This is a genomic window from Pseudarthrobacter sp. 01T43, assembly GCF_056398665.1.
The window spans coordinates 35,964-53,338 of record NZ_JBFTPV010000018.1; the positions used below are offsets into that span (position 1 = coordinate 35,964).

Consider the following 17,375-nt stretch of genomic DNA (forward strand, 5'->3'; position numbering starts at 1 on the left):
CGGCAACGATGGCGCCTAACCTCGCCGGCCGCTGCCTTAGGTACTGGCAGTCAGTCAACGTTGACGCCGCCAGGTCATTCTCCGTTACTTCTGGTACCGACATTGTCTGGTGGGCCGCATCGGGATGTAAGCCAACAGTCCTACCGAGCCGGACTTGTGGAAGATCGCTTGAGGTCCCACAAGCTATTCGCTAAAGTGTAGACACTCTAGAAGCTGACCATGTTGACTGTAACATGCCCATGTCACAGTCGTGTTGATGAACGAAGGCCAATTCCATGCACCAACTGAGATCCCTAGATGATCTACCCGTTCCTCAGTTGACCGACCCTCGCCGCACGAGTTTAGAAGTGCATACTCATTTGCGCAATTTGATTATCGACAGCACTTTGGCTCCCGGTACTGTTTTGAAGCAGGCGGAACTGGCGCGGCATTTTGGGGTTAGCCGGACACCCATGCGAGAAGCATTCCGCATGCTGCAGGAGGAGGACCTGATCCAGGCCGATCCGAACCAACGAGCAGTGGTGCGCGGTATGGACGGCGAAGAGTTGGACCAGCTCTACAGCACCCGCATCGCCTTGGAATCGCTCGGGGCCCGTATCAGCACCGGGCGGCTTGAACAGCAGGAGATCGATGAAGCCCGCCAGTGCCTCGATGACATGCGTACCCATCTGGCCTCCGATAACCAGACAGCGTGGATGACGGCCCACCGCCGTTTTCACGACTTGTGTATGGCGAGGGCCGGCCAGCCCATGCTCCGGGTCATCCAGTCATACGCTGAACGCAGCGAACGCTACATCCGCCTGTATTGGCTATGGCATCCCCAAGACCACGCGCATGCGAAGAACGAACACGAGGCGATCCTCGAAGCCGTGCAGGGAACAGACTCAGCCCTGACCGGAGCCCTTATGGCGGGTCATCTAGCCCACACCGCGCTGACAGTTCTGAACGACGTCTCCGTCGAGGTCCGAGGGCACGCCATCCAGGAGGCACTCGGCATGGCTATCGGCAAGAAGTCCGGCAAGACGCGACGCACGTCGTAGGAGCACCCATCCACGGTGACGGCACCGCGTTCACTGCGCGGAGCGGCCCCGGTGTGTCGCTGGGTGCCGCGCCCACTCTCGTGGCACACGGCACAGTGGCCGTTCACCAGTGTCGGTGAACGGCCACTGTGTTGTTAGGCCGGAGGCTCTGTGAGCCGGTTAGACGCTGACGGGCACCGCCGGTGCCGGCCACTCGTGGCTGGAGTCGGACCATGCAGTCGATTTCCGTGCCAGCACGGAGCGGTCAATCTCGTCAGCGGTGGAAGCGCCCACCGACTTCATCGCTGCGACGAACTCGTCCTGGAGCGTTTGTAAGACCTTCCCGACCCCTTGCTGCCCGTAGGCTGCGAGGGCGTACCCTACGGGCCGGCCTACCGACGCGGCATTGGCCCCCAAAGCCAGCGCGCGGACGACGTCACTACCCCGACGCACGCCGCTGTCGATGTATATCTCCATGGTGCTGCCGATGCCGCGGACCGCCTGCACAATGTCCGGAAGAACACTGATCGTCGATGCCTGGCCGTCGAAGTGCCGGCCTCCAAGGTTGGACACCAGGATGGCGTCGGCTCCAAGCTCAGCGGCAAGCAACGCGTCTTCCGGAGTGGCGATGCCTTTAAGCACCAAGTTGCCGTCCCAGGAATCGCGAAGCCGCTGAACCCCGTCCCAGGCAGGCCGCCCGTACTGGCCCATGAACCCGTACATCTCGCTCATCTTGACCGGACGCCCGTCGATCTGATGGTCGGCGAAAGTGCAAGCAGGACCGGTGAGCCACCGCAGGACCCATCCGGGGTGGAGTGCGAAGTCGATGAGTCCCTTCAGGGGCGGACGGGGCGGCATGGAGGCGAGCCCGTTGTGCAGGTCGCGTTCGCGCTTGTCCGAGGCCACGGTCTCAGCGCCAATGATCAGCGTCCTGATGCCCAAGTTGGATACCCGCTTTAGATAGGCCTCGTTCTCCTCCGCGGAGCGCAAGGTGGTCTGCGCCCACAGCCGGTCCGGAGCGATTACTTGAGCGGTGTCTTCGAGGGTGATGCCCGAGACGTAGCTGTGCATGAAGATGCTGCCCATCTTCATTACCTCGCGGGCGACGGCGACGTCCGCCTTGGGATGGAACATGGTCAGGGTACCCATGGGCGAGATCATCAGCGGGAACTTCAACGTAGTCCCCAAAGCGGTGGTGCCCGGATCAAAATCCTTTAGGTGGGCAAGTGACTTCGGGCGAAGCTCGATGCTCCTGAAATCGCGCTCGTTGGCGTTCCGCGTGTACTCGTCGAGGACCCCACCGTCCATGAAGTCGAACACGAGCTTTGGCAGGCGCCGCCGGGCGATGCGGCGGAAATCTTCGACATTGACGGCCAGTTTGAGGCTCATTTAATACTCCTTGTCGTCACTGGTTGGACAGGACCGGGGCGGTTAGTCTCTGCGGCACGGTCACGGCTTTTTCTATTTCCCCAGCAGGGGGCCGGTGTTCAGCGGCAGCTCCGGCATCGCGTATTCCTGCTGTCCCCATGCCTCCACCAGCTGGTTGTAGGTGCCGTCCTCGACAAGGCTCAGCAAGGCCGCGCGAAGCGCGTCGCGAAATTCGGTGTTGTCCTTGTTGAGGCCAATGCCGTACGGACCGGCGACGTCCTTATAGACCACCTTGTACAGTTCGGGGCTGGTCTTGGCGTTGTACAGCATGGACTGGGCGTCGCCCCAGAACGCGTCGGCCTGGCCGCTCTTGACCGATAGCAGGGCGGCACCGCCGTCCCCGTACGCCGAAGTGGCGATCTTCTCCTTGCCGGCGACGACACAGTCCCCGGAGGCTTTCTCAAGCAGTCCCTGCTGGACGGTACCGCGGCCGAAGCCGACGCGGAGCCCGCAGAGGTCGGCAGGAGTGAGGTTGTCCTTGTTGAAGCCGGTGGAGGCTAGGATCGCGGTGCCGGTCTTCAGGTAGTCAATAAAGTCGATTGATCCCTGGCGCTCCTTGAAGTCATTGATGGAGCCGATGACCTCGAACCTCTTCCCTTCGATTCCGGGGATCATGGCGTCGAACGTGCCCTTCTGCAGGTCGATCTTCAGGTCCATCACGGCTGCGGCCGCTTTCAGCAGGTCCGGCACCAGCCCCGCCAGTTCCCCGTCAGGGTTCACGAATTTGAGCGGTGCGACGTCTGGGTTGATGGAGACCGTGAAGCTGCCCTTCCGGCGGATGTCCGCCGGGACCATGCCTGCGATCTTGTCGTCCTTGACCATTTTGAGGGCGGGGCCGGACTGGCTTGCCGGCGCATTGGATCCCGCGGCCGTTGGATTGGCGCAGGCTGTCATACCGGCCAGCAGGCCGGCGCCCAGCGCCAGGGTCATTCCGAGTCGGAACGTTTTCATGCCACTTCTCTTTCTCTACTGCCTGTGGAAGGTTCACTACCTGTGGCGTGTTCCTGGGGTTGGTGCGCGGCTAACTGGTCGACGCGGCGATCAGGCGCACGCCGGCCAGCTGGCACCCGCTGGTGCCTAAACGCCCGCGGCCACCGAAGCGGTGCGCTGCTTCCAGCCATGAAGGGCGGAGGCATCGTTCACGAGGTTTTTCATGTCCTCGGCGGTGTAGCCGCCGAGGCTGAGGTTGGCGGTGGTGCGGCCTTCGGCGACGAGGTTGCGGTTAAGCAAGGTGCTGGCGGCGGTGATCATTGCTTGGTGCATGGGCACCGGGACCCCCGCGATTTCCGCGAGGGCCAGCAGCGGGACGACGGCGGCCAAGGCGTCCTCCCACAGGAAGCGGTGGTCCAGGGTATCCGGTGCGGGCATGGACGCGTACATCGCGACGCCGTGGATCGTGTCGTTGAGGTTGCCGGCCGGCGCGCCGAGAGCGTTGACGAGGTAGTCGTGCAGCGAGGTGGGTTCGTAGCCGAAGGCGGCGGCAACGGCGAGGCGTTCGTCGTCGATCTGTTCAACGGCGGCGGCCACGGCGGGCGTGACGCCCTCCTGGTAGTAGAGGAAGTTCTCCCCTGACTCGATCCGGCCTGCGTTGAGGACCATCGGGACGACGTGCAGGGCTGCGCCGGTGTTGTTGAAGCCGGAACTGAGAACGTCGCCGCCCACCGCGAGGTCGAATTCGGGGATGAGTGCGGCCAGCTCGGCCTCACGCCCGCGCGGGAGGGTGGAGAGCTTGACGTTCTTTTTCTGGCCGGCGATGTCGACGACGGCGGGGGCGTTGGCGCGGCTGCCGAAGATGGTGCCCGGTGTTTCGCCGATGAGCAGGTTTCCGGTAAAGCCGCCGGCGGTCGCGCCCTGCAGGAACTCAATCGACCCGAGGGTACCGGCGGCCATGAGGATGACCGGCTGGTCCTCGGACAGGAGAGATCCCAGCTGCCGGGCGATGGCCGGGTAAGCATCCGTGGTGGTGTTGACAAGGACCGCCGAGGAGTCCTCGACGGCACTGGCGAGGTCGGTGGTCACGAGGTGGATCGGCGCGAAGCCCTCGATCTTGCCCCTAACCTCGATGCCGCCGCGTTCGCTGATCGGGGTCAGCCAGCGTTCCACTTCGGTCGCGTCGTTACGGTTCCAGAGCTTGATGGTGTAACCGGCGAGCGAGAGGAAAGCCGCGACGGCTTGCCCGCTGCTCCCTGCGCCGATGACGGTGATGGTGCGTGCCTGTGTCTGTTCCATGTTTCAATGCCTTTCGGAGTTCCTGTTGTTCGTTTTGTTCGTGCGGCGGGAGGTTCGGTCCTATGAATCCGCCGTGGTCTTTAGGTGGCTGAAGCGGTCCATTCCGAAGGTGGCCAGCGAGGCGTGGCGTTCACCGGTCGCGATTTCCTGGGCGACCGTTTCGGCCAGGTGCGGTGCCAGGGTGATGCCGCTGTGCGTGGCAATGGCGTAGTAACGGCGGTCCGGATTCAACCAGTCGGCGATCGTGACCCCGTCCTCGGGCAGGATCCGGTGGCCGACGTTCACCGCTGCGATATCCGCCCCGTTGAGGGCCGGGCATAACAGGCGGGCACGGCGCAGGAGGTCCACCGGTGCGGCCCAGAGGCCGGCGCCGCTGGAATCCCAACGGCTCGCCGTCGGATGGTCGGTGATCATGACTCCGCCATTGGGGCTGGGCCGCAGTGACACGTCGTCGGTCTGGACCATGTGCCGTGGCAGGCCGGCCGCCGGCCCTGTTGTGCATACCATGCCTACGGTCGGGTGGTCACCTGGGACGTCCCCCTGCTGGCTGTCGGCGGCGGTCGGCAGGGTCGGGAAGTTCAGTCCCAGTCCCTTCACCAGCGGGCGGATCCCGTTCCCTGCGCTGAGAACGGTGACATCCGGGGCGAGCCGTTGTGTGGCACCGTCAGGTCCGTGGAGTACGACCTCGGAGTCGGTCAACTGGGTAACCCGGTGGTACGGGAGGAACTTGGCGCCGTGGGAGAGAGCATCGTCCATCAGGACCGAGCACATCAGTGTCATGTCCGCCCAGCCCTCGTCCGGGAAGTAGGCTCCCCCGACAACGTCGTCCTGGTTGAGGCCCGGTTCATGTTCAGCCACTTCCTGCGCGGTAAGTAGCCGGGCAGGGTATCCCGCTTCCTGGTAGCGGGCGACTTCCCGTTCGACGCCGGCCATGCGTTCCTCGTTGTGCACGATCTGCAGGTTCCCGGTCTGGTGGAACCAGGGCCGCGTGTGCCGGGCCGACCAGCGTTCGTGGGAGCGCAGGCCGAGCAGGTTGAGTTCGGCGTAGGCGGCGGGTTCCTTGCTGTTCGAATTTACCCAGCCGTAGCTGGCCGCCGTCGTTCCCGTCCCTGGTTCCCCGCTGTCCACGACGGTGACGGGGTGTCCGCGGCGCGCGAGCTCACTGGCGAGCGAGCAGCCGATCGCCCCGGCCCCCACCACCAGGACAGACTGCTTTGAGGCCGTGTTCTGTTCAGGCATCGGAGCGCTCGTTCTCACGGGCCACCGAGGAGAAGAACTTCTTCGCGCGCTCGGTCTGCGGGTTGCGGATCAGTTCGCGTGGTACGCCGCGTTCGATGATACGGCCGGCGTCCATCATGACCACCTCGTCGGCGACGTCCTGGGCGAAGGCCATCTCGTGGGTGACGATAACCATGGTGGAGCCCTGCTCCGCCAAACCTCGCATGACTGTGAGCACCTCCCCGACAAGTTCGGGGTCCAAGGCGCTGGTTGGCTCATCGAAGAGCAGGACCCGGGGTTCCATCGCCAGGGCCCGGGCGATGGCTACGCGTTGCTGCTGTCCGCCGGAGAGTTCACTGGGGTAGTTGTTCCGCTTCTCTAGCAGGCCGACCCGTCGAAGCGTCTCTTCCCCGATCTTCACGGCGTCGGCTTTGCTCCGTCCGCGCACCGACATCGGTGCCAACGTCACGTTCTCCAGGGCCGTGTAGTTCGGAAACAGGTTGAAGTTCTGGAAGACCATGCCGAAGTTCAGCCGCTGCTTGCGGGCAACCGCTTTGGAAACGGGGGTGCGGTGCTGGCCGCGGACCGAGTGTCCGATCATGCCGCCCTCGAAGTAGATGGCACCGCCGTCGATGCTTTCCAGCATGTTTATGGTTCGGAGCATGGTGCTCTTACCTGAGCCGGACGGCCCCACGATACAGGTCACCGAACCGCTGGCGGCTTGGAAGCTCACGCCGTCGAGGGCGCAAAAATCGCCGAACTTCTTCGTGACGTTGACGAGTTCGAGGATGGGCTGTGCTGACGTGGTCATAACAGGTCCTTTACGGCCGGTACTTCAGGGGGGGTGATTGTTGTGGGCCCGGGGCGGACGGATCCCTTTCGCCTGTTGAAGCCGCGGCCAAAGCGCCGTTCCAGCAGGGACTGGCCCACCATGGCCAGGCTGGTCAGCACCAGGTACCAGATCACCGCGACGGTGAGCATCGGGATGGTTTCAAAGCTGACGGCGTAGACGTTCTGCACCGTGGTCAGCAGCTCGGTGTAGCCGATGACCGAGACCAGCGAGGTGTTCTTGAAGATGGTGATGACTTCGTTGGCCAGGGACGGGGTGATGTTGCGGACTACCTGCGGACCCAGGACCTTTACATACGCCGCCGTTGGCGTGAGGCCCAAGGCCGTGCACGCCTCCGACTGCCCGGCCGTCAGGGACTGCACGCCGCCGCGGAAGATCTCGGCGGAGTAGGCTCCCAGATAGATCGAAAGGCCGATGACGGCCGCACTGTACTGGGACACCACCGCGTTCGCCGGGATGCTGGCGAATGTTGGGCCGAAGGGGATGCCGATCGAGAAGGTCGGGACAAGGGCGGCGACGAAGTAGATGAGCAGGAGCATCACCAGTGGCGGCATGGCGCGCATGACCCAGATGTAAAGGACGGCGAAGGTCCGCAGGACCACGAGGTTCGACATGCGGCACCATGCCAGGATGACGCCGATGATGAGACCGAAGACCGTGGTCAACACGGTCAGCTGGATGGTGTTGAGCAGGCCCGAGATCACAATTTGGCTGAACAGGTAGGACCCGACAATGTCCCACTTCCAGTTCTCGTTGAAGAAGAACAACTGGATGAGGACCAGACCGGCGTAGACCGCGATGGTGTAGGAGATCCACTGTTTGGGGCTCACCCGGGACCGGATCGGCAGGGCCGCAAGGGCCGTACTGTCGGCAGGCGAGTCTCGGCGTTTATTTACTGGCACCGGCGTGCCGTTCGTTGTCAGCGACATCTGTGCACCCCTATCCCTTCAGGCTCGCGCCGGTGTTCAGCGGAAGCTCCGGCATGCCCAGATCCTGCTGCCCCCACTTTTCGAGCATCTGGCCGTAGGCGCCGGACTCCACCAGGCTGAGCAGCGCTGCACGCAAGGCGTCCCGGAACTCGGCGTCGTCCTTGTTGACGCCGATGCCATAGGGGCCGGCGACCTCGTCGGAAACCACCTTGTAGACGTCGGGGTTGGTCTTCGCGTTGTAGAGCAGGGACTGGATATCACCCCAGAAGCCAACCGCCTGACCGCTCTTCACGGACAGCAGGGCCGCGTTGGCGTCCCCGAAACCGATGCCCTCCACCGGCTCCTTGCCGCCAGCGGCGCAGTCTTTGGTTACGCCTTCGATCTGGCCCTGCTGGAAGGTGCCGCGGACATAGCCGAGTTTAAGGCCGCAGAGCTCGCTCAATTCCAACGCATCTTTCTCGTAGCCGGCTGCCACGATAAGTGCAGAACCGGTCTTTAGATAGTCGATGAAGTCGATCTTGCCTTGGCGTTCCTTGAAGTCCCCGATGGAGGCGATGACCTCGAAGCGCTTGGCTTCCAGGCCCGGCACCAAGGCGTCAAAGGTGGCCTGCTGCATCGTGACGTCCAGACCCATCACGGTGCCGGCAGCCTTCAGCAGCTCCGGGTTCAGCCCGGCGACCTTACCGTCACTGTCGAGGAACTTCACCGGGGCAATGTCCGGGTTGACGGCCACGGTGAAGCTGCCTTTGGCACGGAGCGCCTCGGGAACCATCGCCGCAATACTGTCGTCCTTGACGATCGCGACGGCAGTACCAACGTCCTTGGCCGCCGCGTTTGCCCCACCGGCGGTGGGGTTGGCGCACGCCGACATGCCTGCCAGCAGGGCCGCGCCCGCCGCGAGGGTGATTCCAAGACGGAACGATTTCATGCCACTTCTCCTTGTGTCTTGCGGGTGGGCCGTACACCGGGTCTTTGAAGCTTGGGAGTTTGGATCCACGATGGGACCTTTCGATTTGAGTGCCCGAGGGAATGATCCGGCCACCGGTGCTTCCTCGCACCGGCGGTCGCGAATCTCCCTCTGTTTGCGTTTGCTACCGGAAAACCGACAAGTGCTCGTAGTCAAGTGCACCGGGTGACGATCATCATAACTGTACACACTTCGATAGGTGTCGTGTCAAGAACGAGACACCGCTCGCTCGGTGATTCTCTATATGAAAGGCAAATCTCTACGGCGGTTAGAGCGCAAAGCGCCTTGGTGATGAAAAATCAATCAGAAGTGTATACACTTATTAGCGACCTCCCTCAGCCTTACTCAGGCTCGGCGACCCCAACCAAAGGACATAACACCGTGAAGCTCGCAACCCTTCGTCTCAATGGACATACTGCAGCGGCGCGTCTCGATGAGGACACCTACATGTTGATTGAGGGATACCGCGATGTGGGTGAACTCCTCGCCGCTCCCAACTGGAAGGACATCGCGGCGCAGGCTTCCGGCATGACTGTACGGAGCGAAGCAGCAGATCTGGCGCCCGTCGTGACGCACCCGAGCAAGATCGTGTGCGTTGGAATGAACTACCGGAGTCACATCCTTGAGATGGGATCCACACCCCCGGAACATCCCACGCTGTTCTCAAAGTTCACCGATACCCTAATCGGAGCTAACGATGATATCGAGTTGCCGCTGGAGGACACATCCGTGGATTGGGAGGCCGAGCTTGCCGTCATCATCGGCAAGCCGGGCCGCCGGATAGCAGAATCTGAGGCAGCTGAATACATCGCGGGCTATGCAATCTGTAATGACGTCTCAATGCGTACCTGGCAGTTTCGTACTGGCGAATGGTTGCAGGGGAAAAACTGGCAGAACTCGACTCCGCTCGGCCCCTACCTGGTTACCACGGATGAGTGGACCCCGGGCGGGGCCATCCGAACCGTCATCGACGGCGAGCTGATGCAGGAAGCCGCCACCGACGACCTGGTGCACGGCCCCGAGTTCCTGATCTCCTATATCTCCACAATGATCGACCTGCATCCGGGAGACGTGATTATCACCGGCACACCCGGTGGCGTAGGCATCGCCCGTGACCCCCAGCGCTTTCTCACCGATGGACAGCTCGTACAGGTTTCGATAGAGGGCCTGGGCACCCTGAAAAACCGTGCCGCTGTCGCCGATGCAAGCATCATGGCGTCGAAATAGAGCGCCTCCCACCATCACCGGAACGCGGTCCATGAACTGGGCTGACATAACTTCGTCGGTAGTCGTTATTTCTCCGTGGTGCTGCATTTAGCTCCCGCTGTATCACCTATCCCGGATCCCACGTAGGGATCAGGCATAGGAAAGACCGGTCCAGTCACCTTTTGTGACTGGACCGGTCTCTCAATGAGTAAAGAGAAGCCCTAGTGCTGGTGTGAGGCGCCGTGCGCGTGCGCAGGGGGAGTGGCTGCTCCGGAGATGCTCCCGGTAATCCAGGACATCATGCCCGCCGTGGCGTCGAATGCCGGCTTGCGGTTGGCGTTGGACCAGACGGTTTCGGGCCGGCACTGGAGGAGTATCAGGTTGCTTCCTTCGGGGAGTTCTTCGTCCACGGCGAACTCGATGTCCTGGGGTGACCGGTGGATCCGCTCGAGCTTCTTGCCTAGCGTCGCCAGGGCCACCACCTCATCGTCCTGCAGGCACAGCACGTCCCGGCGGTCTGCTGGAACGTCCACCGGTGCGTCACCGCGGCGGTATTCGATGATCTTGTTCCCCACGACCCGGTCTGCGATGCCGAGGCCCACCTTGTCCACCACAAAGCGGTCCGGTGTGACCTCGCCGCCGACCACGGACAGGCCCAGTCCCCAGCTGGCTTCGAGCACAATTTTGGACCGGTCTCCGCTGGTGGGGCTGATGGTGAACATGACGCCTGCGGCCCGGGCACGGACGGTCTTCTGGATCACCACGGCCATTTCGATGGCGTGCGGATCGATGTCCTTCTCGGCAAGGTAGGACAGGACCCGGCCGGCAAAGACGCTGACATAGCACTCATGCACGTACTTCAGGACCTCGTCCGCCCCCACGATGTCCACCCAGGTTTCGAACTCACCGGCGAAGCTGGCGCCCACGGAATCTTCCGCCGTTGCGCTGGAGCGCACGGCCACAGCGATGTTCTCCACACCGGTTTCGGTGCACAGCTTCGCGTAGGCCGCACGCACTGCGTCCGCCACTGCTGCCGGGATCGGCACCTCGGTGAACCGTTGGCCGATCCGCTGCCCGGCGTCGTCGAACGCTGCCTGGTCACGGCCGGTGCCCAGCCCCTCCAACAGGCTGCGGGTGTACTCCTTCAGGCCGTCCGCCTCGAGGTAGGCGCGGTAGGCCGCGGCGGTCACGGCGAAGCCGGGTGCAACGGGCAGTCCCTCGGCGGTCATCTGGGCCAGGCCGGCGGCCTTGCCGCCGACTTCCCGGACGTCCTGGCAGCCGGGGTCGTTGAATTCTCGGATGTACACGGTCAATCTCCTAGCTGACCGCTGCTGCGGTGTCAGTGGCGTGGGTGGTTTCGGGGGCGGGTTCAAGCACGACGACGGTGCCTGCCTTGCCGTCGATCCGGACCCTTTGGCCGGTGGTGAGGCGGGCGGTGGCGAAGCCGGTGCCCACCACGGCGGGGATGCCGTATTCGCGGCAGACGATTGCGGCGTGGCACATCATGCCGCCGATGTCGGTGATCACGCCGGTGGCGACGGCGAAGGCCGCAGCCCACGACGGCGCGGTGATCGGTGCCACGAGGATTTCGCCGGGCTGCAGCAGCGGCAGGTCCTTTTCGGAACGCAGCACCCGGACGGGACCTTCGACGATGCCGAGGGAGCCCGGGATGCCGTTGAGCTTGTCCGTGGCGCCATCGGACGCGCCGAGCCAGTCCTGCACGCGTTCTGTGGTGACCCCGTAGTTCATCACGGCGAACGGGTCCGTGACCTGCTGCGGCGGAATGCCGTAGGCGGGCGGGGCGCTGGCGGCCTGGAGGGCTGCGACGATGGGCCGGCGGCGGGCGATCTCGGCCTGCCAGCGCTTCTTGCCGCGGGCAGGGACTCCGATGGCCCAGGAGTCCACGACGTCGAAGAGAGCGGTGTCCAGCTCGAAACGGTTCAGGTAGAACATGTCCTCGGCGGTCTCGAGGAACCCGGCGTCAACGAGGAAGCGGGCCAGGTCCCAGGCCTTTTCCCAGAACACCTTGTGGGACCAGTGCTCCACGTAGATGTTGTGTTCTTCGATGTACGGGAAGACCTTCCGGGCGAGGCCGAGCAGTTCGTCGAACTGGCGTGCCTCATCGCCGGTGAGCAGGGCGCGGTATTCGTCCACGATCTCGTCGCGTTCGTCGCGGAGCCGCTCGATGGGCCGGGAGATGTCTTCGCCGTTGGCGATCTTGACCGCGTAGCGGGAGATGCCCTGCAGTGGGATGGAGAGGTCGCTGGCCCAGGTCTCCTGGTCGTGAGTGAAGCCGTACTCGGCGAAGTAGTTGAACCAAGGGTCCTTGGCCTCTTCGAACGCGGCCAGCCAGGTCCGGCCGTTGGCGGTTTCGGCCAGGGCAGTCAGGATGGCGTCTGGGCCGCCGTCCCCGGTGATGATGGCGTTCAGGTCCAGCTCGTGGGAGAGGGCGGCGAGCTTGCGCAGTTCGTCGTCCGGGCGGAAGGCCAGGACATCCACGCCGGCCACCATGCGGGAGATGGATTGCTCGCTGATGAGTGGGAACGCCTGCTTGCAGAACTGGAAGAAGGTGATGTAGCCGCCGTAGCCCAGGTTCAGGAATTCGAAGTGGTACTGCCAGATGGAGAAGAATTCATCGATCAGGCGATGGTAGTTCTCGATCACAGCCATGGCGGATGACCGGCCGCGTGCTTCGGTGACCACCTCGGCGGGGTCGTATTCGCCCAGCCGGGGGAATTCGATGGTGCGCAGGGAATCGATGGCGCCTTCCATCTTGGTCTTCCACTTGCCGTAGAGCTCGTCCCAGTTGGCGTAGTAGTAGCCGGCCCGCTCCTGGAAGATGGCTACGCGCTCCTGGATCCGGGCCGGGTCCTCAACGCCCAGCGGCGAGATGTAGACGTACCCGTTGACCACCCGGACGTCCAGGCCCAGCGACACCGGGAGGGCGAAGATACGGGTGCTGAACGTGCCCACGCCCAGGTACACGGCTTCGGCGCCGATGCTGTCGAACGGGTGGCAGCCGCGGGACCAGTGCATGGTGTCAGCGAACCAGAACTGGGCATTTTCGTGCTCGGTGGTCTCCTCGGAGGGGACGAGGTAATAGGGGTACATCGACTCCCAGCCCTCACCGCCGGCCGGGGTGGTGGCTTCGTTGAAGAACGGGAAACGTGCTGCGCTGCCCGGGGTGGTTTCGGTCATGATGTGGCTCCTTGCGACAGTGAAAGGGAGGGGGTGAGGAATTCAAGCAGTTCGGCGACGTCCGCCAGGGCGAGATCCGGCCTGGCGGCGCCTTCGAGCGCGGCAAGCAGGTCGGGGGACGTGGCGCCGGAGAGGACCACGGCGCTGTTGGCGCCCATGGAGCGGGCAAGGTCGATTTCGACGGTAGCGTCGCCCACCACAGTGACCTCCCCGGCGGGAAGGCCCAGCCGGCGGAGCAGGGTTTCGCCCAGGGCGGCAGAGGGCTTTCCGACGACCTGCGGCATGGCGCCGGCCGCCCAGCCGATGGCGTTGGCGACGGCTGCCGACACGCACACCGATTTGCCGAGGCCGCCATGGAACCAAGGCACATCCACGGTGGTGTAGAGCGGGGCTCCCGCGTCGACCGCCAGGCTGGCCGCATTGATCTGCTCCGTGCTGTAGCCGTTTGCGGCCCCGACGACTACGACGTTGGCCAGTTCCGGCTGCGCGGGGTCGGCCAGGTTCACGCCCAGGCTGCGCAAAGGGGCGCTCAGACCTTCCGCTCCGAGCGCCAGCACCCGGGCCCCGGGGTGACGGTGTGCGATGTATTCGGCGGCTGCGCTGCCGGCGGTCACGAAGTCCTCGTCGCGGATTCCGATTCCCTGCGAGCGGAGGTGGGCGGCGTATTCGGCCGGGGTCTTCTCCGAGGCGTTGGTGCAAACAACCACGGCGTGTCCGGCAGCGTAAAGCGCTGCCACCAGCTCCGCGGCGCGCGGCATGGCTTCGCCGCCGGCACCGCCTGCGCGCTTGGTGCGCATCAGGCAGCCATCGACGTCCAGTACCCAGCCGCGGGAATTMTGTATCAGCTCGTTCATGCTGTGGCCCCTTGTGCGGCGTTTTCGGAAGGTCCGCGTTGAATGGAAAATTTTGTGGTGCCGTCGCTGACGGACAACGAGGTGGAGGGCCGGTCATCCACTGCTGCGAGCAACCGCTGCAGCGTTGACGTGGCCGAATTCTTCTTCGCGGCGTACATGGTGTCCACCTGCTCGGCCGGCATGACCGCCCGGAGCAGCAGTTCCTCGTCGCTGATGGTGGCCCCGAAGCGCCGCCGCAAATCAGCGATGGTGACCTCGCCGCCGTCGTTGACGGGCTGTTGTCCGCGTTTGGTGGCCATGGCCCGGTCCATCAGTTCCGGGTTGACGGCCCCGGGCAGGGGCCCGAAGTCGCCGCGCAGGAGGTCGATGACCTCATCGGAGATCTGTTTGTACCGCTCACCGGTGATGACGTTGAGGGTGGCCTGCGTGACGATGTACTGCGCAAACGGGGTCATGACGATCGGCCAGCCGAGGTCTTCACGGACCTGGACGGACTCCTCGATCACCTGGTCAAACAGGTCGGCGCGTCGGATTTCTCCGAGCTGCCGCCGGGTGGTGGACTGCACCCCGCCCGGAATGGTGTGCCGGTAATAGGCCTCGTCGTATTCATTGGGGCTGCCGGCGGGCAGGTTCTTGATCCGCCCCTGGCGTTGCAGGTAGGCGGACGCTTTGGCCATGGCATCCAGGTCCACGGTGACGTTGTGGCCGCGGGCCCGCAGGTTATGGACCAGCCGCTGGGCTTCCGGGTGCGAACTTCCGTTGGCCAGCGGCGGCAGGGCGCAATGGATGGTCTCAATGCCGAGGTCCGCCGCGTCCAGGACGGTGATGGGGGACAGGCCCGTAGTGCTGTGCGAGTGGATCTCGTTGAGAGGGGTGGTGTTGAGGCTGGACCGCAGCAGCGGCACCAGGCTCTTCACCCGGTCCGGTGTCAGCAGCCCGGCCGGGTCCTTCAGGTAGACACTGTCGATGGCGTCGCAGTCGTCGAGTTCCTTGGCTTTGGTAGCGAAGTATTCGTCGGTGTGGACGGGGCTGGTGGTGTAGCAGATCCCGCCGATGACTTCTTCGAAACCGACCCGCTTGGCCATCTCGGCTGTGCGCTTGGCCCCCTCCATGTCATGCATGGGGTCGATCACCCACAGGCGTTTGACGCCGTTGCGGACCAGCAGCCGGAAGGCAAGCTCGAAGACGGCGTCCGGGGTGCGGTGGAACGAGATGAATCGTTTGCCCGTGGTGAGGAAGCCGAGCTGGGTGTTGGGCATCAGGTCGCGGGCGGCCCGCAGCCGCTCCCACGGATCCTCCTGGTGGTACCGGACGGCAGTGGCCATCAGGGTGCTGGAGACCAGCTCGATGGCGTGGTAACCCACCTGGTCCAGCAGGGGTGCGACGCCCTGGACCATGCGGGTGGTGACTCCGGTGGCACCCCAGATGCTTTGGTTGCCGTCCCGCAGGGAGACGTCGACAAGTTTGACGTCGGTCATGAGTTCACCCTTTCCATCATCAGTTCATTCAGCCAGTGGGTGGTCACCGTGTTGTCCTGGAAAACCGGATGGGCCAGAATCCGGCGCAGCAGCGGCAGCGAGGTGGTGACACCTTCGATCACGAAGGCTGCCAGGGCCTGTTCCATCCGTTCGACGGCGGCGGCACGGTCCGGTGCCCAGGCGATCTGCTTGGCCATCAGTGCGTCGTAGAACGGCGGGAAGCGGTAGCCCTCGTAGATATGCGTATCGAGTCTGAGTCCACCAGCGGCAGAAGGGCGCCAGCGGGTGACCGTTCCCGGCGAGGGCCGCAGATCGTTCTCCGGGTCCTGGGCGGTGATGCGGCATTCGATGGCATGTCCGGCAAGGGCGACGTCTGCCTGGGTGAAGGACAGAGGTTCGCCAAGCGCCGCCAACAGCTGTTCACGGACAAGGTCGACGCCGGTGATGGCCTCGGTAACAGGGTGCTCCACCTGCACGCGCGGATTCACTTCGAGGAAGGCGAGCGAATCACGCTCCACGTCGTAGAGGAACTCCACGGTTCCCAGGCCCACGTAGTCCAGGGCCTCCGCGATCCGGAGGGCACTTTGATAAAGGAGTGTGCGGGTGGCCTCCGGCAGGGCGGTGCAGGGCGCCTCCTCCACGACTTTCTGGTAGCGGTACTGCACCGAACATTCCCGCTCGCCGAGGTGGACGCGGTGGCCGTGGCGGTCTCCGAGGATCTGGACTTCCACGTGCTTGGCGTCCTGGACGAACCGTTCCAGGAATACGGTGCCGTCCCCGAAGGATGCCTCCGCCTCGGAGGATGCAAGTTGCCAGGCCTCGGCCAGTTCCGTGGTGCTCTCCACGAGTTTCATGCCGCGGCCGCCTCCGCCGTGGGCGGCCTTGATGAGCACCGGGTAGCCGATGCGTTCGGCCAGTTGCTGGACCTCCTCCGCCGTTTGCGCGGTGCCGCCGGCGGAGACGGGAACGTCCACGGATTCGGCCAGTCGCCGCGCAGTCAGCTTGTCGCCCAGTGCACGCAGCGCCTCAGGTGACGGACCCACAAAGGTCAGGCCGTTCTCAGCGCACAGTTCGGCAAAGGCCGGACGTTCGGAGAGGAAACCGTAGCCAGGGTGGACCGCGGTGCACCCGGTAGACAGGGCAGCCTGGACCACGGCGTTCATGTTCAGGTAGCTGTCGGCAGGCCGCGGCCCGCCAATAGTCACCACCCGGCCGGCCCGCTTGGCAGCAAGAGTGTCTTTGTCCGCCGTGGAGACCCCGAGGACGGTGTCGTACCCCAGCCGGTCGCAGGCCTCAATGATGCGGACCGCGATCTCGCCGCGGTTGGCTACGAAGATCCGGTGGTTCATGAGGTGGCCCGGATAGCGAACAGTGGCTGCTCGAACTCCACCAGGTCTCCGTCCTTAACGAAAACGGCAGCAACTTCGCCGGCTGCGCCCGCGGTCACGGAGTTCATGAGCTTCATGACTTCGACGATGCACAACACGGCGTCGGAGGATACGGCATCGCCCACCTGGACGAAAGCGGGCTCGCCCGGCTTGGGTGCCCCGTAGTACGTGCCAAGCATCGGCGCGGTAACCAGGATGTGTCCCGCCGGAAGGGCGTCAGGGCTTATGGCGGGGGAGTGGCCATTGGACGCGGGGGAATTTACGACGGCGGGTGCTGGCACCGGGGGTTGGGGTGCGGCCGCGTCTGGTGCTGGCTGACTGGCCACCGGTGGTGCCGCAGGTGGAGTGGCCACGGGTGGTGCGGCAGCCGCGACGGCAGCCGCAGGCGAGTGGATTGCGCCGTCCAGAATATGGCCGCCCCTGCGTACATGCAGCCGCAGGTCACCCTTCTCATACAAAAAATCCGTGAACTCGGTCTTATCCAGCTGCTCGATAATTGCCGCAAGTTCTTCCAGGTCGATGTCCATGTGCGGAATGTCCTTCTGTAACGCCTGTCCTCGTTGATCAGGGCCAAATGTGGTCTATGCCACTTGTTTACAGCGTAGGAAGGC

Annotated in this window: 15 protein-coding genes; 2 read left to right on the forward strand and 13 right to left on the reverse strand. The window is 64.1% G+C overall.

The genetic code is table 11. The features are described 5' to 3' along the window. Positions 1-275: 275 nt before the first annotated feature. On the forward strand, positions 276-1,040 hold the full coding sequence (locus AC1DIM_RS15095; RefSeq protein ID WP_477711310.1) for a GntR family transcriptional regulator: 765 nt from the start codon (positions 276-278) through the stop codon (positions 1,038-1,040). A 159-nt stretch (positions 1,041-1,199) separates the two neighbouring features. On the opposite strand, the gene AC1DIM_RS15100 is transcribed toward AC1DIM_RS15095, so the two are convergent. From AC1DIM_RS15100 to AC1DIM_RS15130, 7 genes are all read right to left on the reverse strand, one after another. Next, positions 1,200-2,408, reverse strand: coding sequence for an alpha-hydroxy acid oxidase (locus tag AC1DIM_RS15100; RefSeq protein WP_477711311.1), 1,209 nt, complete (start codon positions 2,406-2,408; stop codon positions 1,200-1,202). A gap of 72 nt (positions 2,409-2,480) precedes the next feature. After that, positions 2,481-3,398 (reverse strand): ABC transporter substrate-binding protein, encoded by a 918-nt coding sequence (locus AC1DIM_RS15105; protein ID WP_477711312.1) that lies wholly within the window; start codon positions 3,396-3,398, stop codon positions 2,481-2,483. Positions 3,399-3,524: 126 nt separating this feature from the next. Further along, positions 3,525-4,676, reverse strand: a complete 1,152-nt coding sequence (locus tag AC1DIM_RS15110) for an NAD/NADP octopine/nopaline dehydrogenase family protein (protein ID WP_477711313.1) — start codon at positions 4,674-4,676, stop codon at positions 3,525-3,527. Positions 4,677-4,736: 60 nt separating this feature from the next. Further along, positions 4,737-5,915: an NAD(P)/FAD-dependent oxidoreductase gene (locus AC1DIM_RS15115; RefSeq protein WP_477711314.1), complete on the reverse strand. Its 1,179-nt coding sequence runs from the start codon at positions 5,913-5,915 to the stop codon at positions 4,737-4,739. After that, positions 5,908-6,705: an amino acid ABC transporter ATP-binding protein gene (locus AC1DIM_RS15120; protein WP_477711315.1), complete on the reverse strand. Its 798-nt coding sequence runs from the start codon at positions 6,703-6,705 to the stop codon at positions 5,908-5,910. The genes AC1DIM_RS15115 and AC1DIM_RS15120 overlap by 8 nt, the downstream gene beginning before the upstream one ends. Next, positions 6,702-7,673: an amino acid ABC transporter permease gene (locus AC1DIM_RS15125; protein ID WP_477711316.1), complete on the reverse strand. Its 972-nt coding sequence runs from the start codon at positions 7,671-7,673 to the stop codon at positions 6,702-6,704. Before AC1DIM_RS15125 ends, AC1DIM_RS15120 begins: the two co-directional genes overlap by 4 nt. 10 nt (positions 7,674-7,683) lie before the next feature. Further along, positions 7,684-8,601, reverse strand: coding sequence for an ABC transporter substrate-binding protein (locus tag AC1DIM_RS15130; protein ID WP_477711317.1), 918 nt, complete (start codon positions 8,599-8,601; stop codon positions 7,684-7,686). Between the two features lie 420 nt (positions 8,602-9,021). Here AC1DIM_RS15130 and AC1DIM_RS15135 point away from each other — a divergent pair, with 420 nt between their 5' ends. Then, positions 9,022-9,867, forward strand: coding sequence for a fumarylacetoacetate hydrolase family protein (locus AC1DIM_RS15135; protein ID WP_477711318.1), 846 nt, complete (start codon positions 9,022-9,024; stop codon positions 9,865-9,867). 200 nt (positions 9,868-10,067) lie between these two features. On the opposite strand, the gene AC1DIM_RS15140 is transcribed toward AC1DIM_RS15135, so the two are convergent. The 6 genes from AC1DIM_RS15140 to AC1DIM_RS15165 are packed head-to-tail and all read right to left on the reverse strand — an operon-like array spanning position 10,068 to position 17,291. After that, positions 10,068-11,153, reverse strand: a complete 1,086-nt coding sequence (locus tag AC1DIM_RS15140) for a PEP/pyruvate-binding domain-containing protein (protein ID WP_477711319.1) — start codon at positions 11,151-11,153, stop codon at positions 10,068-10,070. A gap of 10 nt (positions 11,154-11,163) precedes the next feature. Next, entirely contained in the window at positions 11,164-13,044 is a 1,881-nt protein-coding gene (locus AC1DIM_RS15145; protein ID WP_477711320.1) for a PEP-utilizing enzyme, read from the reverse strand. Continuing rightward, positions 13,041-13,898 carry an HAD-IIA family hydrolase gene (locus AC1DIM_RS15150; protein ID WP_477711321.1) on the reverse strand — a complete coding sequence of 286 codons (858 nt, stop codon included), beginning with the start codon at positions 13,896-13,898 and terminating at the stop codon, positions 13,041-13,043. The genes AC1DIM_RS15145 and AC1DIM_RS15150 overlap by 4 nt, the downstream gene beginning before the upstream one ends. Continuing rightward, positions 13,895-15,376 carry a pyruvate/oxaloacetate carboxyltransferase gene (locus AC1DIM_RS15155; RefSeq protein WP_477711322.1) on the reverse strand — a complete coding sequence of 494 codons (1,482 nt, stop codon included), beginning with the start codon at positions 15,374-15,376 and terminating at the stop codon, positions 13,895-13,897. The genes AC1DIM_RS15150 and AC1DIM_RS15155 overlap by 4 nt, the downstream gene beginning before the upstream one ends. Beyond that, positions 15,373-16,725, reverse strand: a complete 1,353-nt coding sequence (locus AC1DIM_RS15160; RefSeq protein WP_477711323.1) for an acetyl-CoA carboxylase biotin carboxylase subunit — start codon at positions 16,723-16,725, stop codon at positions 15,373-15,375. Before AC1DIM_RS15160 ends, AC1DIM_RS15155 begins: the two co-directional genes overlap by 4 nt. Next, positions 16,722-17,291 (reverse strand): acetyl-CoA carboxylase biotin carboxyl carrier protein, encoded by a 570-nt coding sequence (locus tag AC1DIM_RS15165; RefSeq protein WP_477711324.1) that lies wholly within the window; start codon positions 17,289-17,291, stop codon positions 16,722-16,724. The genes AC1DIM_RS15160 and AC1DIM_RS15165 overlap by 4 nt, the downstream gene beginning before the upstream one ends. Between the last annotated feature and the right edge of the window lie 84 nt (positions 17,292-17,375).